Raw genomic sequence first — 24,966 nt, forward strand, 5'->3', positions numbered from 1 at the left:
CCTTTCTTCAAGCGACTAAACTCATTTGCGCGATTATATCACATTCTGTTTCAATATGTGCTCTTTCTGTTACTTGCTGTGATAAACTGGATTCCATTCGCGCGTATTCCGCTTCGATTTCATTTAGTTCTTTTTTTATATTTTCTATCTCTGAATTTTCAATTTCTTGCGCATAATAAATATGATGCTCTTCTAACATATCAATATATTTATTTTCTAAGACTAATGTTAAATTATCTATTAATTCTTCCACATAAGCTTTTCGTTCTAATAAGTATTTGATGTACATTTCAATGCTTCTTAATTTTTTATCAAGAAACTTTTGATATTCTACCAAACTGTTATGAAATGTGTGTTTCGTCATCTTTTCTAAGTATGTCGTAATATAATTCATAGAATCACCTCATCATCGATTAAACTCTATTATAAAAAATTTCCGGAGCCATTGATATAGGCTCCGGAACCATCTTATATTACGACTTTAGACCGAAACACAAGCTAATCTATTTTTGTAGTTAATACTGGCCCTTCTTTTGTCACAATGACTGTATGTTCAATTTGTGCTACAAAACTTTTATCTTTTGTCTCAAATGCCCATTCATTTTTACCTTCAGTAACATAAGTTGCTTTTGTAGAAATAAACGGTTCAACAGCAATAACTGTTCCTTCTTTTAATAAAGTTTTATCTTTAGGATCATAATAGTTCATAACATGACTAGGCGCTTCATGTAATGATTGGCCTACACCATGACCAGTTAAATTTTTAATTACTGTTAAATCGTTTTTACGTGCTGTTGCATGAACCGCTTTACCAATTTGGCTTAATTTTGCACCAGGTTTAACTCTTGTCATTGCTGCTTCAAAGGCTTCTAAAGCAACATCACAGACTTTTTGTTTTAATGGATGTGCTGATTCACCTACCACAAATGAAATACCAGTATCTGCGTAATAGCCGTTTTTCAAAGCTGAAACATCGATGTTTACTAAGTCCCCGTCACGTATCGTACGTTTTCCAGGTATACCATGTGCCACTTCTTCATTTACACTAATACATGTTTGTCCTGGGAAGTTTTCATCATGAATCGGTGCTGAGATTGCGCCATGTTCTTCAAATAACGCTTTTGCAATATCATCTAACTCTTTTGTTGTAATACCTGGTTTTGTAGCTGCTTGCATTTTATCTCTTACTAAAGCACAAATGTAACCAATATCTTTTAGTGCGATTAATTCTTCTTCTGTTTTTACAATCATATTATCCCGTTCCTTTTAATAAATTATATTCTTCCTTATTATAGCAGACTTTTTTTGATATAATAAATGAGAAAATTTGAACATGTATAGTTTAACATTTTGCTTGTATAATGACATCAACACTTTTACAATAAGTAAAAATGCTTAGCTACATAGACTACTGGGAGTTTTTCAATGAATGATAATTGGTATAAAAGAATCATTGGTGCGCGTACCCTCAAAACAGGGTTAGCTACCTTTTTAACTGCTTTTATCTGTTTAGCATTAAATCTAAATCCAATATTTGCTATTTTAACAGCTATAGTTACCATAGAACCAACAGCAAAAGCCTCTTTAAAAAAGGGCTATAAACGTTTACCTGCAACGGTTATAGGTGCTTTGTTCTCTGTAGTTTTCACATTTATATTAGGAGACCATTCTCCATTCACTTACGCATTAAGCGCCACATTCACAATCATCTTATGTACAAAGTTAAACCTTCATGTTGGTACTACTGTTGCAACATTAACAGCTATGGCCATGATTCCAGGTATTCATGAAGCTTATTTCTTTAATTTCTTTTCAAGATTATTAACTGCTATTATCGGTTTGGTTACTGCTGGGCTAGTTAACTTTATTATATTACCGCCAAAATACTATGACCAACTCGAAACATCTATCAGTGATACTGAATCTAAAATGTACGCCTTATTCTACGAAAGAATGCGCCAGTTACTATTAGGAAAATTCACAAATGGCGTCCCATATCGCCAGCTCAATGAGTTGTTAGATTTAAATCAAAAAATAGAAACCCTACTCTCCTATCAACGAGATGAACTGAGCTATCATAAACATCGAGATTCTGAATGGATTCGTCTTCGGGAGTTAACCACACGTTCACACACAAATAGGTTGTTTATAACACATTTATCCAACTTAGTTTATTTGCCTAAAGATACTCAAATTATATTTAGTTGCGAAGAACGCATGGCTATATTAAACATTGCCCAAAGTATTAATCAAATCTATACAACTGGTCATTTTGAACGTTATCAACAATCTGCATCATTACTTAAAACTTCTGTGAAAGGCTTAGACGAATTTGATGAAAACCAATTAAAAAGTCATGTTATCTATGAAATTTTATTAATATATCGTATATTAGATCATCGTTTCGCTTAACACATTTTCTTAAATGATTTTAAAAAGAGGCAACACACGCAATAGGTGTGCTGCCTCTTTTTAAATTCAATATCCAAATTGCGATTTATAAATTTATTTATGTGTTGAACGGTTAATGATAACTTGCTTAGCGGCTTCTTCTTCTGTGTTATCTACATTTCTTGGTTCAAAAAGAATGCCCTTGCGTTCACAAGCTTTTTCTAATAAATAATCAGTAATTTCATGATTTTTAGGTAATATAGGCCCATGTAAGTACGTTCCAAGTAAATTTTTATAATGAATACCTTCTTTAGCATCATCATCATTATTACCATAACCGTAAGTAACGTTACCTAATGTACCGAAAGAATGATACGTTCGACCGCCATGATTTTCAAATCCTACAATCGTACCAAATGTATCACTTTCGATTACAATATCCCCAGTAAGTCTGTCTTTTTGTGATTCAGTATAAAAATCCAATACATTCAATCCCTCAAGTTCTGTACCATCGGGTGTAATATATTTACTGCCTAAAAACTGATAACCACCACATATTGTTAAGCCAGGCATACCGGCTTCAATCGCTTCTTTTAATTTATCTTTGATTTTACTTAATTCTTTAGTAGCAAGTGCTTGTTCCCGATCACTGCCACCACCAATAAAGAAGATATCACATTGATCGAGTGTCACACCTTCTGTTTCGTTAATATTTCTAACCTTCAAATCTATATTGCGTAATTTTGCTCGTTGTCTTAAAGCGATGATATTACCTATATCACTATATAGATTTAATTTATCAGGCATGAAATGATAAACTGTCAATTCATTCATTTAATTTGCCCCTCCTCAAAAGAGTGGTTTAATTGTTCTAACATTGGCGCTAAAGAAGTATAGTTAGGAATCGCAACCGTAAAGCTTTCCTTATAATCCATAGATTTAGCAGTGGCTTTATATATATCTTTTTCTAAAATAATTGGTGTTTCCACACCTGCTAATTTTAGTCTGAGCTGTAATTCTTCTGCACGCGTTCCTGTTACTATAATCGCCTCAATTTGTTGTCTTCTTAGCTTTTCAAAGTCTGCATCATATATCCATGATGTATCTCTGCCATCTGCTGCATTATCATTTAAGCTCAAAACATAAACTTTACTACCTTGGAGTTGCTCACCAACTGATAAACTTGCATTCATTCCCGCTGGATTTTTAGCAAGGTTTATCATTGCTTCTTTCTCATCTTTCTTAAAGTACTGCATACGACCATTATTTGAAGTATACGTTTCAAAACCATTTTTAATCGCTGCATCATTTAGACCTAATTCTTTCAATACAGTATAGGCAGCAATTGCATTATAAGCATTAAAATCTCCAGCAATTTTCATATTAAATGTTGTATTGTCCACACTTAAATCAATAAATGGTGTTAAATCAAAATGCGATACTTCATATTTCGTATCTTCTCGTTTAAAACCACATTCACAATGGTAATGACCGATTTGATTATATTGAATATAATCATAATGTAATAAGCGACCACAGTTAGGACAATAGCGACTCTCATTCATTGTACTCTGCTCAAATTCATGGGCATGTGCCTTCATACCATAATAAACAACTGTATCACTTGCGATCTTCAACCTACTTACAAATGGATCATCTGCATTTAGCAACAGTTTTATTCCCTTGTTACTAATCGCATTAGCAATATTATTTACCATAATATCTATTTCCCCAAAACGATCCATTTGGTCACGGAAGAAGTTAGTGACAACCATCATTGTTGGCGTGACTTCGTTAAGTACCCTCGGTATTGAGCCTTCGTCTATCTCAATAACCGCAATTTTAGTATTTTGCTTAATTTGCAAAATAAACGCTGAAGTTATACCTGCAGCCATATTCGCACCTTCATTATTATGTATGATCTCGATATTGTTTGCTTTTAGTGTATGCCCAATTAAATTTGAAGTTGTTGTTTTCCCATTTGTGCCACTTATAAAAACAATCTCGTCTACTTGAGATGCTAATTTTCTTAATATATTTTTATCTACTTTTCTAGCAATTTGACCAGGTAAGTCCGTTCCCTTTTTTCCAACGGCTTTGCTGGCCTTTCTCGCCATTATTGCTAATCGAGTTGCAGTCCAACGTCTCATCTACTTCCTCCTCTTCTCTCCACTCAAAATATTATAACACGATTAAGTTGTATTCCAAACAATTCTCAACGCTAATTGCCATTTTCATTCCCAGATTATAATTATTATTATTTACTAATGAGAATAGATTTGATATACTTTAAAAAACGATAAATGGAGGCTATCACTTATGTTGAAAAAAGACTTATTAGATGCTTTGAATGACCAAATGAATCATGAATTTTTCGCTGCCCATGCATACATGGCTATGGCTGCATATTGTGACAATGGATCTTATGAAGGTTTCGCAAACTTTTATATTCAACAAGCGAAGGAAGAAAGATTCCACGGACAAAAAATATATGACTATATTAACGATCGTGGCGAACACGCTAAATTTACAGCTATCCCTGCGCCAAAATCAGATTTCAATAGCATCCTTGAAACTTTTGAAGATGGTCTAGCTCAAGAAAAAGATGTTACACGTAGGTTCTATAATTTATCTGACTTAGCGAATGAAGATAAAGATTATGCAACTATTTCATTCTTAAATTGGTTCTTAGATGAACAAGTTGAAGAAGAATCTATGTTTGAAACACATATTGATTATTTAAAACGCATTGGGGACGATAGTAATACGCTTTACTTATACGAAAAAGAACTTGCTGCCCGCACGTTTAACGAAGAATAAATTCGTCAATATATCATTGACTTGTACAACTTAAGTTCATAGGTCTCAGATTGACTCTCCCTTCAACAAATAATTTGAAGTGGAGAATTTTTTAATTCCGTTAAAACGTTCGTCTCAGCTATATACTTCATTTATATCCCAAATCATTCATTGTAAACCCTTGATAATAACTTCTATTTAATTTTTCTACTCCCTATTAAAATTAAAACTTATCTAATCTAGTTAACTTGACTAACAGAATAGAATTATATAAAGTCATTACATATTGATATATAGAAAGGAATCTTGCTTAATGCAATCTGACGCATTCATTGCTTTAGACTTTGAAACTGCAAATGGTAAACGTACAAGTATTTGTTCTGTCGGTATGGTGAAAGTCGTTAATCATCAAATCACAGAAACTTTTCACACTTTAGTGAATCCAAACGATTATTTTTCACAACAAAATATTGCTGTCCATGGTATACAAGCAGACGAAGTGACTGATGCACCAACGTTTGATGCAGTATTTCCTTATATGATGCAATTTATCGATGGCTTACCTGTCGTAGCACATAACGCAGCATTTGATATGAATGTTTTACATGAGAGTATCAAAGCTATTGGTACAGTTACACCGAACATGACATACTTTTGTTCGTTACAATTGGCACGTAGAACGATTAAACACCATCGTTACGGTTTAAATTATATGATGGAATATTATAATTTAGACTTCCATGGCCATCATGATGCGCTTAATGATGCTAAAGCTTGCGCAATGATTACGTTCCGATTATTAAAGCACTATGATGACTTAAATAGCATGCTCAATGTCTATGGGAAAGATTTAAAAGAAAAAGACGCGTAAAAATGAATCGCCTTTAAGGGTGGTCATTTTCACTCGTCTTTTTTTCATATTTTGATCACACATTATATATAATCATAGATTGTCATATTTTCAAATGTAGCTTTTTCTAAACTCCCTACTGTTACCCCAACTAAACGAATAGGTATATCAGCATCTTTTAACTCAGTGTATAAACTATATGCAATATTATAAATATCTGTTTCATTTCTTATAGGATCTCTTAAACTTCGCTGTTTAGATAGTGACTCAAATTTAAATGTTTTTATTTTCACTGTAACTGTCTTCCCTGACTTTTGTAATTTCGCCAAGCGTTCTGCAGTTTTATTACTCAATTCCCAAAGCTTTTGCAGGATTTGGTCATCATCATTCATATCCATAGCAAATGTACGTTCAGTACCTACTGACTTTCTAATTCTAGTAGACTTTACTGGATTATAATCTATACCTCTCGCTTTATTATACAAACCATGTCCACGTTTACCAAACAATCTTATGAGTTCTCGTTCGCTTTGGTTAAACAAATCTTGTCCATTATATATGTCATGTTCATGCATTTTTTCTTTTGAAGCTTTTCCTACTCCAGGAAAGTCACCAATATCTAACCCCATCAATATTTTATGCACGTTATCATAATCAATCACAGTAAGCCCATTAGGTTTATTCATACCACTGGCTAATTTCGCTAAAAACTTATTATAAGAAACGCCTGCCGAGGAAGTTAATCCTGTTTGCTCAAATATATCTCTACGTATATATTGCGCTATTTGGGATGCTGCTAAATCCGCCCTTACTAAATGTGTGATATCTAAATAAGCCTCATCCAATGACAACGGTTCAACAATGTCTGTATAACTTTTAAATATTTTCATAATTTGATCAGAAGCCGTTCTATAGGCCTCAAATCGCGGAGAAAGATAATAACCATTGGGACATAATTTATGTGCTTGAGCGGTAGGCATTGCAGAATGTACACCGTATTTTCTTGCTTCATACGATGCCGTTGAAACTACGCCTCTGTTACTCGCTTTACCACCTACAATGACGGGCTTTCCTTTTAGTTTAGGGTTGTCTCTCATTTCAACTTGTGCGAAAAAATAATCCATATCTATATGAATGATACGTCTTTCTGTCAATGCGCTCACCTCCTATACTTATGAAATTCCTTCCTTTTTTATTATCTTAACTTGTTACATCTATTTGAACTTTATATTTGCTCACATCATTATAAACATAAAAAAAGTTAGCTGATACTTGCTCTAAAAGTACTTTATGTTGAAAAATCAACGCACTTTTGCAAGCTAACAACTAACAAGTGATAAAAATAAATTAAATATTTTATTCCATATATTTATTCTACTTCTGCCGGAAACTGCGCTGGGCTTTGCAAGTAAAATATAATACCTTCTTCAGTATCTTCTATATATTTTACTTTACCATTAAATATGCCCGATAAAAAATACATATCCAACAAACAATATCCAATATGGAAACTTGCAATAAAAATAATGGATGAGAGTGTAAATAAGGAAAATAGAATTAATAATATTGTTGTAACGATAACTAATGGAGCCAACATGATAGTGATGTATTGCCATTTTTTAAAGTAAACATTGGGCATATGTGTTGTAAACATACCTGATCGAATACGATACGTAGGTTTATTGCCTTTTGATAACAAGCGGAACATAATATTATGGATAAACTCATGTAAGACATAAACTATCGCGAAGCCTGCAACACCGTACAAAACGTTAAATAAAATATTCTGTTCGATTATATGTGTAAACGTATATGCTAATTTATAAAATAATAAAATGCTAATCATCACTATAGTAAATTGAAATAGCATGAAACCTTCCAATGCTTTTTTGCTGGAAAGTAATTCAATTTTAAACATTAGTAAGCCCTCCATCTCGCTCTCTATTACCTAGAGTATACAACGATTGTAACCACTAATAAAGGGCATTTCAAGAAAGTTAGTTGCTTGTAACTGAATTTTAATAAACTTACTTGATTTGCAATAATCTGCAATGTTGAGCTAACAATTTTTAAAAATAAATTCCACACAATATTTGTCTATACTACTGTCGTCTAACGTCTTTCAAATTGGGCCACTGTTTCAACATGTGTTGTATGCGGGAACATATCAACTGGCGTAATTTGAGTTAATTTATATTGTGTTGCTAATTGTTGAGCGTCACGTTGCTGTGTTGATGGATTACAAGAAATATAGACGATTTTTCTAGGATTTAATTCTAATAATGTATCTAAGAAACTTTCGTCACACCCTTTTCGTGGTGGATCAACCATTACTACATCTGGTTTAATACCATCTGCTTTCCATTTTAAAATAACTTCTTCTGCCTTACCACAGACAAAAGTAGTATTTTCAAACTGGTTTAAGGTCGCATTTTGTTGCGCATCTGCAATCGCTTCAGCCACAATTTCCACACCATAAACATGCTTAGCCTTAGGTGCCATATAGAGACCAATTGTTCCTATACCACAATACGTATCTAGCACTGTTTCTTCACCTTGAAGTTCGGCGTAGTCTATGGCTTTTTGGTATAATTTCTCAGTCTGTACTGAATTAATTTGATAAAAAGATTGATCATTTATTTTAAATGTAACATCTGATAACGTATCTTGAATTTCATCTTTACCGTATAAAGTATAAGAAGTTTGACCCATAATAACATTTGAATGTGTATCATTAATATTATGTTTAATGCTTACTATGTTAGGAAAAGCAGTCAATAATTTTTCAACCATAATTGCACTTTGCTTGAACTTTTTACCATTCGTCACAAAAACGACCATGAGTTCTCCTGAATGGTGGCCCGTTCTAATGACAACATGACGCATAAGTCCTTGCTTTTTATGCTCATTATAAGTACTCACGTTAAGCTCATTGAACCATAATTTAATTTTATTCATCACATCTTGATGAATATTATCTTGTATCAAACACTCATCCATATCTATAATTTGATGACTTCTTTGTCGATAGTAACCCATAATAACATTTTGTTCATCATTTTTTCCTACTGGAATTTGTGATTTGTTACGATAATACCAAGGGTTATCCATACCAACTGTATCGTGAATTACAGTATCTTTAAATCCAGCTTTGCGTTGAAACAAATTAATAACTTGTTCTTTTTTCATATTTAATTGAGCTTGATAAGTCATATGCTGTAACTGACATCCTCCACATTTATAGTAATATACACACGGAGGCTCAACTCTTTCTTCACTTTTCGCTTTAATATCAAGGAGTTTTCCAATAGCAAAATTTTTCTTAACTTTTATGACTTTGTATTCTATCGTTTCATTAATCAATGCGTTTGGGATAAAAATTGGATACCTATCTAACTTAACGACACCATGCCCTTCGTGTGTTAAATCAATGACTTGCCCTTCTCTTACTTCATTCTTTTCTATTACATTCATTATTTCACCCCACATTAAAAGAGGTTAGGAGCATCTAATGTCTGTACCTAACCTCGTCGTTGTATTTTTAATTTTTTCGACTATTTATTTTACCTTAAAAGTCACAAAGGATTCAAGCTCATTTAATTTATTATTGCTCTATTAACTCTTGATTATTAATGTCACTCGGTGTATATACTTCTATATGTTGTTTTAAATTCAAGAAATTACCCGGAAGTTTACCACCATATTCTCCATCCACATTTAATTGCATATCAACGAATGATGAAACGCTTATTGCTTTCGCTTTTTTATAATGGACTTTAGGATGCTTAGTATGCTCTCCCCTTGAAGCTAATGACATAATATGTCCTAGTTCAGCAAGATTGGCTTTTTCCACAATGATTAACGTAAAATAACCATCATCTAATTTAGCGTCAGGTACTAGCTTTTCAAAGCCCGCCATAGAATTCGTCAAGCCTAATAAGAATAATAATGCCTCACCTTGGAAAACTTCGTCGTCATATTCAATGCGAATATCAACAGCTTTCATTTGCGGCAACATTTCGAAGCCTTTTATATAATAAGCAAAGGGTCCAACAATGGATTTCAACTTGCTTGGTGTCTCATATGAAACTTGTGTTAGTTGTCCTCCAGCAGCTAAGTTTATAAAATAACGACTGTTCATCTTACCAATATCTACGCATGTCGTGTGTCCTTCTATAATAACATCTATGGCACTCATAATATCACTTGGCAAATGTAACGCACGTCCAAAGTCATTGACAGTCCCCATAGGTATAATCCCTATATTGGGTCTATTGGGTTGTTCCGCAATTCCATTGATTACTTCATTAAGTGTGCCATCACCACCTGCAGCTATTAATACATCATAATTTTGCTCTAAACTACGTGTAGCTTCGGTCGTTGCATCTCCAACTTTTTCCGTTGCGTATGCACTCGTTTCGAAACCTGCTTTTTCTAATTTAATTAAAACATCTGGTAATGTTCGTTTAAATAATTCTTTACCTGATGTTGGATTATAAATGATTCTAGCTCGTTTTCTCATATTTTATCCCTCAACTTCGTTTACTCATTATCTATATTAAATGATTTAGTTACATGATAAAAGCATTTAGGTTGAATTTTATTGAATAAGTACGAAGTTATAAATAAATGAAAGGGCCCGTAAACAGTCTTTGTCTACAGGCCCGAACATTTTATAGGATTTACTTCTAAAATTAAGCAACCCTATCTATCATTTTATCGCTTGTCTAATTCTTGTTTTAATAATTGATTCACTAATTGAGGATTAGCTTGGCCTTTTGAAGCTTTCATAATTTGTCCAACTAAGAAGCCCATCGCCTTACCTTTACCATTTTTATAGTCTTCAATTGATTGTTCATTATTATCTAATGCATCATTCACAAATTTTAGAAGTGTAGCTTCATCCGAAATTTGAACTAAACCTTTATCTTCCATAATTTGTTTTGCGTCCCCACCATTTTCAGCAAGTTCTGGGAACACTTTTTTAGCAATTTTACTACTCATAGTACCATCTTCAATTAATTTAATCATTCCAGCTAAGTTCTCTGGAGTTAATTTCGTGTCTAATAAATCTACTTGATTTTTATTTAGATATTCATTAACGCCACCCATTAACCAGTTTGAAGTTAATTTAACATCGGCACCTGCAGCAACTGCGCCTTCAAAGAAATCAGACATTTCTTTTGTTAAAGTTAATACGTGAGCATCATAAGCAGGTAAGCCGAATTCGTTCACGTATTTTTCTTTTCTTTCGTCTGGTAACTCAGGAATAGTTTGACGAACACGTTCTTTCCAAGCTTCATCTACATATAAAGGTACGATATCTGGCTCTGGGAAGTAACGGTAATCGTCAGATCCTTCTTTAATACGCATTAATAGTGTTTTACCATTAGACTCGTCAAAGCGGCGTGTTTCTTGTAAAATTTCTCCACCGTTTAATAATTCTTCTTCTTGGCGTTTTTCTTCATATTCCAGACCTTTACGAACATATGTGAATGAGTTCAGGTTTTTCAGCTCTGCTTTTGTACCAAACTCTTCTTGACCATATGGACGTAATGAAATATTAGCATCACAACGTAGTGAACCTTCTTCCATCTTACAATCAGAAACACCAGTGTATTGAATAATTGCACGTAGTTTTTCTAAATATGCATATGCTTCTTGTGGTGAACGAATATCTGGCTCAGAAACTATTTCAATTAAAGGTGTCCCTTGTCTGTTTAAGTCAACTAAAGAATAGCCATCTTTATGTGTTGATTTACCAGCATCTTCTTCCATGTGTAAACGTGTAATGCCTATACGTTTCGTTTTACCATCTACTTCAATATCAATATAACCATTTTCACCAATAGGTTGGTCAAATTGTGAAATTTGATACGCCTTTGGATTATCTGGATAGAAATAGTTTTTACGATCAAATTTAGATTCTGTTGCAATATCCATGTTGAGTGCCATTGAAGCTCTCATTGCCCAATCAACAGCACGTCTATTTACGACTGGTAATACTCCAGGATATGCAAGGTCAATTACGTTTGTGTTTGAGTTAGCTTTTGCTCCAAAATGTGCTGGTGCTGGAGAGAACATTTTAGATTCTGTTTTTAACTCAACATGGACTTCTAGTCCAATAACTGTTTCAAAATGCATGATTTCCACTCCTTATAATTTTTCGTATTCATTATGAAAATTAAATTTTGTTTCATATTGGTAAGCGACACGATATAACGTCTTCTCATCGAAAGGTTTTCCAATAAATTGTAAACCAATTGGTCGACCATTTGATTGACCACAAGGAACGGAAATACCTGGTAAACCAGCTAAGTTTACAGGTGTCGTTAATAAATCATTCGCATACATTGTAAGTGGATCATCAATTTCTTCACCTAAATTAAATGCAGTTGTTGGTGTTGTTGGCCCTACTACTACGTCATAGTTTTCAAAAATACGGTCAAAGTCGTTTTTAATTAGCGTTCTTACTTTTTGAGATTTCTTATAAAAAGCGTCATAATAACCTGAACTTAAGGCAAACGTACCTAAGAAGATACGACGTTTAACTTCTTCACCAAAGCCTTCACTTCTAGACATTTTATATAATTCTTCTAATGAATTAGCTTCTGGTGAATGATAACCATATCTAATACCATCAAAACGGGATAGATTTGATGAAGCTTCAGATGATGCGATAACATAATAAGATGGAATACCGTATTCAGTATTTGGTAATGAAACTTCTTCAACTGTTGCGCCTAAATCTTTTAATGTTTCTACTGCTTGTTCAACTGAAGCTTTCACTTCTTCTGAAACACCTTCACCAAGGTACTCTTTAGGTAATGCAATTTTTAGTCCTTGAATATCTTTACCGATGTCTGAAGTGAAGTCCGAATCCTCGACAGGTGCACTTGTTGAATCATTTTCATCCAAACCTGTTATGGCTTCTAACACTAAAGCATTATCTTTAACGGTACGTGTTAATGGTCCGATTTGATCTAATGAAGATGCAAACGCAACTAAACCAAAACGAGATACGCGGCCATAGGTAGGTTTTAAGCCTACAATTCCACAATATGCTGCTGGTTGACGAATTGAACCACCTGTATCAGAACCTAAAGTAAATGGAACAAGTCCTGCGGCAACTGCTGCTGCTGAACCACCAGAAGAACCACCAGGTACTGCACTGTGATCAAATGGGTTTATTGTTTTTTTGAAGTAAGATGTTTCCGTAGAACCACCCATTGCAAATTCATCCATGTTAACTTTACCGATAAGTACCGCTTGCTCATTATGTAATTTTTTCATTACAGTAGATTCATAGATAGGTACAAACCCTTCTAACATTTTACTTGCGCAAGTTGTTTCTACACCTTCAGTAATAATGTTATCTTTAATGCCCATTGGAATACCGAACAATTTACCTTCCATTTGGTCTTTTGCTTGTAATTCATCTAATTCTTGAGCTTTTTTCAAAGCATTTTCTTTATCTAAGGCAAGAAATGATTTTATTGTAGGATCAGTTTCTTCAATAGCATCATAAATATCATTCACAATTTGTGAAGGTTTTATTTCTTTGTTTTTAATTAAGTTGATCAAATTTTCAACAGACTCATAACGGATGGTCATCTTAAGCGTCCTCCTCATTCATGATAGATGGGACTTTGAATTGTCCATCTTCCGTTTCTTTAGCATTTTTTAATGCAAGCTCTTGAGGAATGCCCTCGATTGCTTTATCTTCACGTAATACATTTTGTAAATCTAAAACATGATATGTTGGTTCAATATCGTTTGTATCTGCTGTATCAATATGGTTGGCGAAATTCAAAATACTTTCTAATGTACCTTGCATTTCAGTAGTTTCATCTTCAGTAATTTGAAGTCTAGCTAAATTAGCTATATGCTCAACTTCTTCACGTGTAACTTTAGCCATTAAATAAAAGCCTCCTTTTTACTCATTCATTACAAAATTGTACCAAAATTTCGTCTAAAAATCTAAGTTTTTCAACAATAAGCCTAAATTAAAGCTATTTATATTTATTTTACTACATAATATTATGATTTATTGTTAACTATTAGCAAATATTTATTAATATCAGTTAGTGAAAATACTAGTAATGTATAATCATTCGTCTTTATTTATAAATAGAGTAATTTTACTTCGGTCTATACGTGGTTGCGATTCTGCTGTTATAGTGTGATTTTATTATTATTTTATAAAAAGCTACTCTCTACATTAATTTAACTGTATAATAATTCATGTAATACAATTTAATATGTTAAACAAAGGGAGATGATGAATCATGATGATATTGGGTACTTCTTTAGCCAATCAAGTTCATGCAAGTTGGCAAACTTATATCATGATTGCAGTGTATTTTGTTGTCTTATTATTCATTGGATATTACGGATATAAACAATCTACGGGCAATTTAAGTGAGTTTATGCTTGGGGGGAGAAGCATTGGCCCTTATGTCACTGCACTTTCTGCAGGTGCTTCTGATATGAGTGGTTGGATGATTATGGGGCTTCCTGGTTCAGTTTATAGTACAGGGTTATCTGCAATGTGGATTACTATAGGGTTATCCTTAGGTGCTTACATAAACTACTTTGTTGTAGCGCCAAGACTTCGCGTATATACTGAACTTGCTGGTGATGCCATAACGTTACCAGATTTTTTCAAAAATAGATTAGATGATAGAAATAACTATTTAAAAATTATTTCAGGATTAATAATTGTTGTGTTTTTTACATTATATACACATTCTGGTTTTGTCTCAGGTGGAAAACTATTCGAAAGTGCTTTTGGTTTAAATTATCACTTAGGACTCATATTAGTAGCAGCCATTGTAATATTTTATACGTTCTTCGGAGGTTATCTTGCTGTTTCAATTACTGATTTCTTCCAAGGGGTAATCATGCTTATTGCAATGGTAATGGTACCTATCGTGGCATTGATTCAACTTGACGGTATTGATACATTTAGACAAGTTGCTGAGATGAAACCTACAAACTTAGATTTTTTTAAAGGGACGACTGTATTAGGTATTATCTCTTTACTTGCTTGGGGATTGGGTTATTTCGGGCAACCTCATATTATTGTCCGCTTTATGTCTATTAAGACACATAAACTATTACCAAAAGCCAGACGTTTAGGTATCAGCTGGATGGTTATTGGCCTAATAGGCGCTGTAGCCGTAGGATTAACTGGAATTGCTTTCATTTCTGAGCGTAATATCAAGATGGAAGATCCAGAAACATTATTTATTATTATGAGTCAAATATTATTTCATCCATTAGTGGGTGGTTTCTTATTAGCAGCTATTTTAGCCGCAATCATGAGCACCATTTCTTCACAGTTATTAGTAACTTCTAGTTCGCTAACTGAAGATTTTTATAAGCTTATACGTGGTGAAGACAAAGCTAAAACGCATGAAAAAGAATTTGTGATGGTTGGTCGTTTATCGGTATTATTAGTTGCCATTGTAGCCATTTGGATTGCTTGGTCACCTAATGACACTATTTTAAACTTAGTCGGAAATGCATGGGCTGGCTTCGGTGCTGCATTCAGTCCACTTGTAATCTTTTCTTTATATTGGAAAGGATTGACGCGCACAGGTGCATTGAGTGGAATGATTACCGGTGCTTTAATCGTAATTATTTGGATTGCTTGGATTAAGCCTCTCGCTTCAATCAATGAAATCTTTGGAATGTATGAGATTATTCCTGGTTTTATAGCTAGTGTTTTAGTAACTGTCTTTGTAAGTAAATTCACTAAAACTCCTGGTGATTTTGTAGCTCGTGACCTAGATAATGTAAAAAAAATAATCAAAGAATAATATAAAACACCCTATAAGGTAGACACTTATTAGTGCATACCTTATAGGGTGTTTTCTTAACTATAACTGTTGATGCTTTATGTTTGCTCAAACACTGTATTAGTATTAATTATTGTTTTTGTAAATGTGTACTTGTGGTTCTTTATCCTCTTTGGTTTTACTGATTAATGCTTTAGGGTTATTACCATCTTTAATATGAATTTCATATTCATCAATGCCATCAAAGTATTTTTCTGCTTGCTCTGTAACATATTGCGTAATACCAATTGTTTCTGCTTTGCCATAATAATCAATTGGTACATCTACAGATAGTTGTTTTGCTTTTTTATTTTCAAACTTCGCAGTACCTACTGATTGTGTAAAGTTATTAAAATAATTTTGCAAGTTATCATTAAATTGTTTGAAGTCTGAATTTAAATTATCATCTATTTCTGCTGCTTCTTCAGAAGGTAATAAAGCAGTTTTTTGATTGATATCATTCCATTCGTTGATACGTGTTTTACCTTCTTCAACTGTCGTGCCACTCATAAATTCACCTGGGGCAATTGAATTTTCACCAGATTGTTTATAAATTGCGAAATGAATAGGTACATCTTTTAATTCTTTATTCTCACGTATTCTAGACAGAATTTCGCTCGCCATCTGCTGTCCTTGTTTTTTAATTTCTTTATTTTTCAAATCTTTACTGTAAGATTCACCATTTTTTTCTTTTTGATAATAATATGTACCATTCATGGCTAAACCAATAGTCATTCCTTTAATATGCTTCCCTTTTGTATCACCATCACTATAGAAATCTTGTTCTAAAATATTAGACAAATATGCTGGTGACTTATCTGCGATTTTTTCAGGATCAGTTTCTCCCCTATGTGAAGGATTCAAGCCTAGATTTTCATTAGCTTTTTTTTCTTTGATTTCATCTTCATCCATTTTATCAATTTCAGATTTTGTATATTTAGGTTGCAAATACGCATTAATCATATCTTTATCTAGATACTGACCATCTTGATATAAGTATTCATCTGTTGGGAATACTTCTTTACTTAGTTCTAATAGGCCGTCTTCAAAATCTTCACCGTTATAGCTATTCGCCATATTATCTTGCAATAAACCACGTGCTTGGCTTTCTTTGAAAGGTAAAATCGTTCTATAATTATTACCTTGTACATTTTTGTCAGTTGCTATTTTTTTCACAGAACCGGATTCTTGCTGTTGTTCATTGTCATTGGATTCTTGCTTTTTATTTTCATCATCATTGCCACATGCTGATAATACAAAAATTGCTGAGATGAATAGTATAATCGTTCGTTTCATGCATTATCTCCTCTATCCCTCGATATCATTTTGTTTTTTAACAAAGTCTTCTTCTGACCAAATTTCTGTACCAAACTTTTCAGCTTTCGCTAATTTAGAACCTGCATCTTCACCTGCAATTACTAAATCTGTACTTTTTGTAACACTACTTGTTACCTTTGCACCTTGAAGTTCTAACCATTTTGAAGCTTCATTTCTTGTCATTTGATGTAACTTACCTGTGAGTACAATCGTTTTATCTTTAAACTCTGGATGACCTTCAATCTCTGTTGTTTTCACGCCTTTATATGTCATATTAACATTTTTTTCTTTTAATTTATTTATTAGAGCACGGATATCTTCATTTTCTAAGTAAGTTACTACTGATTGTGCTAACTTACGTCCAATATCATGAATATTGATTAAATCTTCTTCTGATACATTAAATAATTGGTCTATTGATCCATACTTCTCAGCGAGTACTTGGCTTGCTTTTACGCCTAAATGTCTAATGCCTAAACCAAATAGCAGTTGTTCTAATGAATTTTCTTTAGAAATTTCAATCGCATTTAATAAGTTGTCTACCTTTTTTTCACCCATACGATCAAGCGGTAATAAATCTTCCTTAGTTAGATAAAAAATATCGGCAACATCTTTAATTTTCTCATTTTCATAAAGTTGTTGAATAATTTTTGTGCCAAGGCCATCGATATTCATTGCTTGTCTTGATACAAAATGAATCAAGCCTTCAATCAATTGAGCTTGGCATTTAGGGTTAATACAACGAAGTGCAACTTCTCCTTCAATTCTCACTAGCTCGTGTTGACAACTCGGACAATGTGTCGGCATGTGATAAACTTGTGCATCATTAGGACGTCTATCTAACACGCTTTTAATAACTTCAGGTATGATATCACCTGCTTTTTTAATCACGACACTATCACCAATTCTAATATCTCTATCATGAATCAAGTCTTCATTATGTAATGATGCTCGAGAAACCGTAGTTCCTGCTACTTTAACTGGATTCAAAACCGCTGTAGGTGTCACCACACCAGTTCTACCGATACTTAACTCGATATCACGCAATTCAGTAATAACCTCTTCAGCTGGAAATTTATATGCTATCGCCCACCTTGGTGATTTCTGAGTAAAGCCTAATTCTTCTTGATGCTCCAATGCATTTACTTTTATCACAATACCGTCAATATCATAAGGTAACTTTTCACGCTGTTCAGTCCATTTTTCAATATACGCCATGACCTCATCTATAGTTTGTACACGTTGACGCTCTTGATTTGTTTTAAATCCTAATTGGTCCAATTCATCTAACGCTTCACTTTGAGTATCTGCATTAAACTGAGTAAAATCATTTACACTATACAAAAACACACTTAATTTTCGTTTTGCTGCCAATTTAGAATCTAATTGTCTTAATGAGCCTGCCGCTGCATTTCTCGGATTTGCAAATGGTTGTTCACCGTTGGTATCTTTCGCTTGGTTTAAATCAATAAAGGATTGTCTTGGCATATATGCTTCACCACGAACTTCAAAAGTTCTAGAGTCTTTAATTTTTAATGGAATGGCATGTATCGTTTTTAAATTTTCAGTGATATCTTCACCTGTCGTACCATCACCACGCGTTAAACCTTGTATAAATCTGCCGTTTTCATATTTAAGAGATACCGCTAACCCGTCAATTTTCAATTCACACATATACTCTATATCACCGATTCGATCGCGTATTCGTTGATCGAATTTTCTCAAGTCTTCTTCGTTAAAGGCATTTCCTAAGCTCAACATCGGGGTATCATGTGCTACTTTTTCAAAGGTTGATTGTGCAGCTCCACCTACACGAACAGTAGGTGAATCTTCTGTACGATATTCTGGATGAGCTGTTTCAATATCAATGAGTTCATGTAATAACTTATCATATTCACTATCAGGCACGGATGGGCTGTCTTGAACATAATATTCATAACTATATTGATTTAAAAGTTGATGTAAGTCATTCACACGTGATTGTAAATCAGCCACGAACTATTCCCCCTTCTTTTCAATCGGTGCAAATTGTGCAAGCAGACGTTTAGGACCTTCGGATTTAAAAATAATGTCTAATTCTACTGAACCATTTTTCTCGTTGACATTACTTACCATACCCTCACCCCAAGATTTATGAACCACTTTATCACCGATTTTCCAATCTGTAGATACTTGAGTTTTCTTCGAAGTAGCCGCCCGTTGACTATAACCTCTTTTGGCCGGTTGTTTCGTTGCTGATTTAAATCCATTATTCGCTGATTTAGCTTTAGATTTATTATCATTTTCCACTAACTCTTCTGGTATTTCTCTCAAAAACCTTGAAGCCATATTCGATTGTGGACGTCCAAATAACATTCGTGAAGTAGCATGTGTGATATATAAAGTTTCTTCAGCACGTGTAATAGCTACGTAGCAGATACGTCTTTCTTCTTGCATCTCATGTTCATCTTCACTTTTAATTGCTCTTATATGTGGAAATAGTGATTCTTCCATGCCCATAATAAATACGATAGGAAACTCCAAACCTTTGGCAGAGTGCATCGTCATTAGTGTTATACCGTCATCGATTTGTGCTTCATCAATATCTGCAACTAGTGATAGATCTGTTAAGAAATTAATTAATGACTGTTCTTCTAATGGTGTATTCTTTTCATAATCTTTTGGAACAGACATGAACTCATCTATATTTTCTAATCTACTTCTCGACTCTAAACTTTGTTCACGTTCCAACATTTCACGGTAACCTGATTTTGTTAAAGCTTCTTCTACAATTTCACTAATTTCTAAAAACTCTTGTTGTTTTATAATATTTTGCATAACATCATAAAAGTTAATACATTCTTGCGTTACTTTTTTTGATAAACCTATAAAATCTACTTCTGCTAATGCATCAAACATACTCAAGTCATTTTGTACAGCATAAGCTTGGATTTTCTCTACTGAGGATGGTCCGATACCTCGTTTAGGAACATTGATAATACGTTGCAAACTAATATCATCATTACTGTTTGCAATAATACGTAAGTAACTTAATAGATCTTTAATCTCTTTTCTATCATAGAACTTTTGACCGCCAACCATAGTATATGGAATATTCGATTTCATAAATGTTTCTTCAAGTACACGTGATTGCGCATTTGTACGATATAAAATTGCCATATCTTTAAATTTCTTGCCGTTGCGTTGCTGTTTCATAATTTCACGAACAACATATTCCGCCTCGTCTCTCTCTGTCGTCGCTTCATAATAATGAATTTTATCTCCATCTGTATTACCAGTCCACAACCCTTTAGGTTTACGTTCTGAATTATTTTTTATCACTTCATTGGCTGCATTTAAAATATTTTTTGTTGAACGATAGTTTTGTTCTAAGAAGATTGTTTTTGCTTCTGGATAATCTTCTTCAAATGATAGAATATTTTGAATATCCGCACCACGCCAACCATAGATAGATTGGTCGGAGTCACCAACAACACATAAATTTTTGAATTTACTAGCTAATAATTTAACTAATGTGTATTGGGCTTTATTGGTATCTTGGTATTCATCCACGTGTATGTATTGGAATTTATTTTGATAGTAGTCCAATACTTCTGGTACTCGTTCAAACAAGCGGATAGTTACCATGATTAAATCATCGAAGTCTAATGCTTCATTTCTTGTAAGTTGTCGTTGATAACCTTTATACACTGTAGCTACCATTTGAGTATGGTAATCATTAGCTTCTTTTTGTGCATCTTCAGGTGTTTTTAATTCATTTTTTAAATTACTAATAGCCCCAATAAACATTCTAGGCTCAAATTTTTTGCTATCTATGTTCTCATTCTTCAATACATCTTTAATAACAGATTTTTGATCGGTTGGATCAATAATTGTAAAATTACGTTCAATTCCAATTCTGTCTGCATCTCTACGAAGAATTCTCACACACATAGAGTGGAATGTGGACATCCAAAGAACTTGAGCTTGTTCACCAACCAATGCTTCAACACGTTCTTTCATTTCTTTAGCTGCTTTATTTGTAAAGGTTATCGCCAAAACATTATATGGAGACACATCTTTTTCATCTAACAAATAAGCAATGCGATGTGTTAACACACGTGTTTTGCCCGATCCTGCACCTGCCATTATAAGTAAAGGCCCTTCTGTAGTTCTTACTGCTTGGCTTTGCTCGTCATTCATCTTATTAACTAATGCATTCATTATTTATGTGACTCCTTTATCTTAACTGTATTTAATGCTTTATCTATATCTGTATATATAATATCGCCAACTATTATTGTGTCTGCATAAGCAGCCATGTCTTGTGCTTCGTCAAAGCTATTTATGCCACCACCATAGAATAATTGTGTATGGGTTAACATTGCTGATGCTGATTTTATCATTTCAATTTCACCGTATGTACCACTGTATTCAATATACATAACTGGTAGCTTGTACATATCATTAATCATTTGTGCATAAGCTTCAATATCTTCTTGATCTAACTTTGTCTGAGCTTGTGTTAATTGTGCTACTTTACAATCTGGATTTAGAACAACATAACCTTCAAACACAACTTCTTCAAAATCAATCATCTGTCCATATGATTTAAGTGCCTCTAATAAAATGCCATTATGATACTTAACATTACTACTATTTAATACACTTGGTACAAAATAACAATCAAAACCAGCCACTACACTTTCTACATTAGAAATCTCCAATGCTAAAGGTAGCGAATACCTTCTAACTCGACTCATTAAATGAACAACATTATCTTCAGTAACATCATCTGTCCCGCCAATGATAATTGCATCGGTATCCGACATACAAATCATCTCTAAATGTGCATCGGTAATTGACTTTGCAGGATCTAATTTAAAAATATGTTTCCATTTTTTAATGTCATACATGATATGTTACTCCTTTTTTTAGCATACATATGATTATAGCATTTTTAGTCTGTGAGTTCTAAAAGGAAGTAGAAAAAAATCACCTCATTTATTTGAAGTGATTCATTAGTATTGCGTGCTACTTTGTTGCTATTTTAACTCATGATTTAAATGATAATAACTTTCTAAATTTGTATCTTCTTCAGTTATAATATTAGCTAATTGATGACCTACATAACGTAAATGCCATGGTTCATAGGCGTAGCCGGTTTGTTGAGATTGCCCTTTGGGATAGCGAATAATAAAACCATAATCAGCAGCATGTTGAGTCAACCATTTACTTTCTTCAGATTTTTCAAAATCCTTATGAAAATCTTTCATTGGAAGATCTGTACCTACATCAAAAGCCAAACCCGTTTGATGCTCTGAATGTCCTGGTGGAGCCGTATAACTCTGAGCTGTCTGTTTTCCATCTTTTTGTGTATATGTCTCAACCACTTGTTTTTGGTCATCATAACTACGATAACCACTAATATATTTTAAACTTATATGTTCTTTTTCTGCTTTGTGCAGTAATTGATTGAGTTTATATCTTGCCGCTTTATTTTCTCCTGGTTTATATGTTTGTGGTAAGCCGTATTGTTTATTGACTATAACATGGCCATTGATACGCGTAATTCCACGTTTTTCCGTAATGATTGGTAACGCATTCCGTGGTTTAACAATTTCTGGAGTTGTAGATTGAGGATTTTGTTTCATGCTTAGAATCAATAGAATGAATGTGACAATTAAGATGATTGTGCCAACAATTAAAGTAAATATCCCAACAATCCATTTCTTTAGCATAATCAACTTCCTTTCATGCTCTTATACTACAAGATATCACAACACAATTATATTACCATTTTAATAGTGAATTCTCACATTAATCTCATTCAGTTTTATAAACATTCAATAATTTTTTGGTATAAAATTAAATTTTATAGTCTTTTTAATTTATCAAAAAAGCCGACAAAGTAATTACCTTGTCGACAGTTTAAGATTAACTATCGCATTAATCTTGTGTATATATTAAATTTAATCGGCTGTTTCAATATTCATGCGGTCTAGAATTATCGTGTATGCATCATTACCCCATTGCAATGATCTTTTCACTCGAGAAATTGTTGCAGTTGATGCACCTGACTCTTGCTCTATCGTCGCATAAGTATATCCTTGTTTAATCATCTTAGCGACTTGCAAACGTTGTGACAATGACTGTAACTCATTCACCGTACACAAATCATCAAAAAATTGATAACATTCTTCTCTATTTTCAAGCGTTAGAATAGCATCAAATAATTCATCTAATGCATGGCCTCTTAACTTTTCAATTTGCATAAAAACAACCCCTGTATCTTTCAATTTTATCTCGTTTTAACGTACTAACACATTAAAGTGTAACGATTTCCATTGAAAAATTCAAGCAATGTTGTTTTAAACCAGTCCAGCTCTTTCAAAAATAGTGTCAACTTGGTTTAAATGATGTTTTGGATTGAAACATTCATCTAAGTCTTCTGTAGTTAATAAATCAGTTATCGAACTATCTTGCTCAATTAATGCTCTAAATGGTGTTTTAGTTTCCCAAGATTCCATCGCTTTAGGTTGAACTTTATCATAAGCCTCTTCACGTGCTAAACCTTTATTGATCAACGCTAACAATACACGTTGTGAGAAGATTAAACCATAAGTTTTATCGATGTTTTCAAGCATATTGTCTTCAAATACTGTAAGTCTATCTACAATATTTGTAAAACGATTTAAAGCGTAATCTAATGCAATGGTAACATCTGGTAACATAATACGTTCTGCAGATGAGTGTGAGATGTCTCTCTCATGCCATAACGGTACATTTTCATAAGCTGTCGTTACATAGCCTCTAATCACGCGTGCAATGCCTGTGATATTTTCAGAACCAATTGGGTTACGTTTATGAGGCATTGCTGATGAACCTTTTTGTCCTTTAGCGAATGCTTCTTCTACTTCACGTGTTTCAGTTTTTTGTAAATTACGAATTTCAACAGCAAATTTTTCCATTGATGTTCCAATTAATGCGAGCGTCGCAATGTAATAAGCATGACGATCACGTTGTAATGTTTGTGTTGAAACTGGAGCAATATCGATACCTAAATTTTCACATACATACGCTTCTATTTCTGGTGGGATATTAGCAAATGTACCTACAGCTCCGCTCATTTTACCTACTTCAATCTCTTCTCTAACGCGTTTAAAACGTTCTAAATTACGTTGCATCTCTGTATACCATAGTGCCATTTTAACACCAAAAGTAGTTGGTTCAGCATGTACACCATGTGTACGCCCCATCATCAATGTATATTTGTAATCCTTTGCTTTTTGCGCTAATACTTCGATAAATCTTTCTAAATCTTTTTCAATAATATCATTGGCTTGTTTAATAACATAGCTTAATGCAGTATCAACAACGTCTGTCGAAGTTAAACCATAATGTACCCACTTACGTTCTTCACCTAATGTTTCAGAAACTTGTCTTGTAAAAGCCACAACATCATGACGAGTTTCTTGTTCAATTTCTTGCGCGCGTTCGACATCAACTTTAGCATTTTGACGTATTTTCTTTACATCTTCTTCAGGGATATCACCTAATTTACTCCAAGCCTCACATGCAAGTATCTCTACCTCTAACCAAGCTTCATAGCGATTTTGATCTGTCCAAATATTTGTCATTTCTTCTCTAGAATAGCGTTCAATCATTGAAATAAGCTCCTATCTTACGTAAGTTTTAGTTCACAAACCCTCAAAACATGTACTTTTAAAGATTAAATGAGTTTAAAGTTCGTGTTTAATACCTTCAATACTAGTTTAACAGAATTGC

General features: G+C 33.5%; 22 protein-coding genes. 4 read left to right on the forward strand and 18 right to left on the reverse strand.

Annotation, left to right across the window (positions count from 1 at the left end):
- Positions 1–7 precede the first annotated feature (7 nt).
- Together BK821_RS11115 and map are read right to left on the reverse strand one after the other, a co-directional pair.
- Positions 8–394: a hypothetical protein gene (locus tag BK821_RS11115; protein ID WP_046837884.1), complete on the reverse strand. Its 387-nt coding sequence runs from the start codon at positions 392–394 to the stop codon at positions 8–10.
- Between the two features lie 104 nt (positions 395–498).
- The gene (gene map / locus BK821_RS11120) at positions 499–1,251 is read right to left on the reverse strand and encodes a type I methionyl aminopeptidase (RefSeq protein WP_046837885.1); all 753 of its coding nucleotides are present in this window, start codon (positions 1,249–1,251) and stop codon (positions 499–501) included.
- A gap of 174 nt (positions 1,252–1,425) precedes the next feature.
- On the opposite strand from map, the gene BK821_RS11125 reads away from it, so the two are divergent.
- Positions 1,426–2,412: an FUSC family protein gene (locus tag BK821_RS11125; protein ID WP_046837886.1), complete on the forward strand. Its 987-nt coding sequence runs from the start codon at positions 1,426–1,428 to the stop codon at positions 2,410–2,412.
- 93 nt (positions 2,413–2,505) lie between these two features.
- On the opposite strand, the gene gatD is transcribed toward BK821_RS11125, so the two are convergent.
- Both gatD and murT read right to left on the reverse strand, forming a co-directional pair.
- Entirely contained in the window at positions 2,506–3,225 is a 720-nt protein-coding gene (gene gatD / locus BK821_RS11130; protein ID WP_046837887.1) for a lipid II isoglutaminyl synthase subunit GatD, read from the reverse strand.
- Positions 3,222–4,541 carry a lipid II isoglutaminyl synthase subunit MurT gene (murT, locus tag BK821_RS11135; protein WP_071331676.1) on the reverse strand — a complete coding sequence of 440 codons (1,320 nt, stop codon included), beginning with the start codon at positions 4,539–4,541 and terminating at the stop codon, positions 3,222–3,224. Before murT ends, gatD begins: the two co-directional genes overlap by 4 nt.
- A 169-nt stretch (positions 4,542–4,710) precedes the next feature.
- Between murT and ftnA the strand changes: the two genes are divergently transcribed.
- Positions 4,711–5,211, forward strand: a complete 501-nt coding sequence (gene ftnA / locus BK821_RS11140) for an H-type ferritin FtnA (RefSeq protein WP_046837889.1) — start codon at positions 4,711–4,713, stop codon at positions 5,209–5,211.
- A gap of 292 nt (positions 5,212–5,503) precedes the next feature.
- Positions 5,504–6,061: a 3'-5' exonuclease gene (locus BK821_RS11145; RefSeq protein WP_046837890.1), complete on the forward strand. Its 558-nt coding sequence runs from the start codon at positions 5,504–5,506 to the stop codon at positions 6,059–6,061.
- 62 nt (positions 6,062–6,123) lie between these two features.
- Here BK821_RS11145 and dinB read toward each other — a convergent pair whose 3' ends face one another.
- From dinB to gatC, 7 genes are all read right to left on the reverse strand, one after another.
- Positions 6,124–7,194, reverse strand: a complete 1,071-nt coding sequence (gene dinB, locus BK821_RS11150; protein WP_046837891.1) for a DNA polymerase IV — start codon at positions 7,192–7,194, stop codon at positions 6,124–6,126.
- Between the two features lie 215 nt (positions 7,195–7,409).
- Positions 7,410–7,958, reverse strand: a complete 549-nt coding sequence (locus BK821_RS11155; protein WP_046837892.1) for a DUF3267 domain-containing protein — start codon at positions 7,956–7,958, stop codon at positions 7,410–7,412.
- 194 nt (positions 7,959–8,152) lie between these two features.
- Complete coding sequence (gene rlmD, locus BK821_RS11160) at positions 8,153–9,514, reverse strand: 23S rRNA (uracil(1939)-C(5))-methyltransferase RlmD (protein ID WP_071331677.1); 1,362 nt, start codon at positions 9,512–9,514, stop codon at positions 8,153–8,155.
- 130 nt (positions 9,515–9,644) lie between these two features.
- Positions 9,645–10,562, reverse strand: coding sequence for a diacylglycerol kinase (locus tag BK821_RS11165; RefSeq protein ID WP_046837894.1), 918 nt, complete (start codon positions 10,560–10,562; stop codon positions 9,645–9,647).
- 194 nt (positions 10,563–10,756) lie between these two features.
- Complete coding sequence (gene gatB, locus BK821_RS11170) at positions 10,757–12,184, reverse strand: Asp-tRNA(Asn)/Glu-tRNA(Gln) amidotransferase subunit GatB (RefSeq protein ID WP_046837895.1); 1,428 nt, start codon at positions 12,182–12,184, stop codon at positions 10,757–10,759.
- Positions 12,185–12,196: 12 nt separating this feature from the next.
- Positions 12,197–13,654: an Asp-tRNA(Asn)/Glu-tRNA(Gln) amidotransferase subunit GatA gene (gene gatA / locus BK821_RS11175; RefSeq protein WP_046837896.1), complete on the reverse strand. Its 1,458-nt coding sequence runs from the start codon at positions 13,652–13,654 to the stop codon at positions 12,197–12,199.
- A 1-nt stretch (position 13,655) separates the two neighbouring features.
- Entirely contained in the window at positions 13,656–13,958 is a 303-nt protein-coding gene (gene gatC / locus BK821_RS11180; protein ID WP_046837897.1) for an Asp-tRNA(Asn)/Glu-tRNA(Gln) amidotransferase subunit GatC, read from the reverse strand.
- Between the two features lie 370 nt (positions 13,959–14,328).
- Between gatC and putP the strand changes: the two genes are divergently transcribed.
- Positions 14,329–15,864 (forward strand): sodium/proline symporter PutP, encoded by a 1,536-nt coding sequence (gene putP, locus BK821_RS11185; protein WP_046837898.1) that lies wholly within the window; start codon positions 14,329–14,331, stop codon positions 15,862–15,864.
- Positions 15,865–15,969: 105 nt separating this feature from the next.
- Here the strand turns inward: putP and BK821_RS11190 are convergent, their stop codons facing one another.
- From BK821_RS11190 to purB, 7 genes are all read right to left on the reverse strand, one after another.
- Positions 15,970–17,178, reverse strand: a complete 1,209-nt coding sequence (locus BK821_RS11190; RefSeq protein ID WP_071331678.1) for a CamS family sex pheromone protein — start codon at positions 17,176–17,178, stop codon at positions 15,970–15,972.
- Between the two features lie 12 nt (positions 17,179–17,190).
- Positions 17,191–19,194 carry an NAD-dependent DNA ligase LigA gene (gene ligA, locus BK821_RS11195; RefSeq protein ID WP_071331679.1) on the reverse strand — a complete coding sequence of 668 codons (2,004 nt, stop codon included), beginning with the start codon at positions 19,192–19,194 and terminating at the stop codon, positions 17,191–17,193.
- A 3-nt stretch (positions 19,195–19,197) separates the two neighbouring features.
- The gene (pcrA, locus tag BK821_RS11200) at positions 19,198–21,402 is read right to left on the reverse strand and encodes a DNA helicase PcrA (protein ID WP_046837901.1); all 2,205 of its coding nucleotides are present in this window, start codon (positions 21,400–21,402) and stop codon (positions 19,198–19,200) included.
- The gene (gene pcrB, locus BK821_RS11205; RefSeq protein WP_046837902.1) at positions 21,402–22,094 is read right to left on the reverse strand and encodes a heptaprenylglyceryl phosphate synthase; all 693 of its coding nucleotides are present in this window, start codon (positions 22,092–22,094) and stop codon (positions 21,402–21,404) included. The genes pcrA and pcrB overlap by 1 nt, the downstream gene beginning before the upstream one ends.
- Positions 22,095–22,223: 129 nt before the next feature.
- Entirely contained in the window at positions 22,224–22,919 is a 696-nt protein-coding gene (locus BK821_RS11210; protein ID WP_046837903.1) for a M15 family metallopeptidase, read from the reverse strand.
- Positions 22,920–23,150: 231 nt separating this feature from the next.
- On the reverse strand, positions 23,151–23,453 hold the full coding sequence (locus tag BK821_RS11215; protein WP_046837904.1) for a YerC/YecD family TrpR-related protein: 303 nt from the start codon (positions 23,451–23,453) through the stop codon (positions 23,151–23,153).
- A 96-nt stretch (positions 23,454–23,549) separates the two neighbouring features.
- Complete coding sequence (gene purB, locus BK821_RS11220; protein ID WP_071331680.1) at positions 23,550–24,845, reverse strand: adenylosuccinate lyase; 1,296 nt, start codon at positions 24,843–24,845, stop codon at positions 23,550–23,552.
- Positions 24,846–24,966 lie beyond the last annotated feature (121 nt).

Origin of the sequence: Staphylococcus sp. LCT-H4 (genome assembly GCF_001866145.1) — a bacterium.
Taxonomy (GTDB): domain Bacteria; phylum Bacillota; class Bacilli; order Staphylococcales; family Staphylococcaceae; genus Staphylococcus; species Staphylococcus succinus.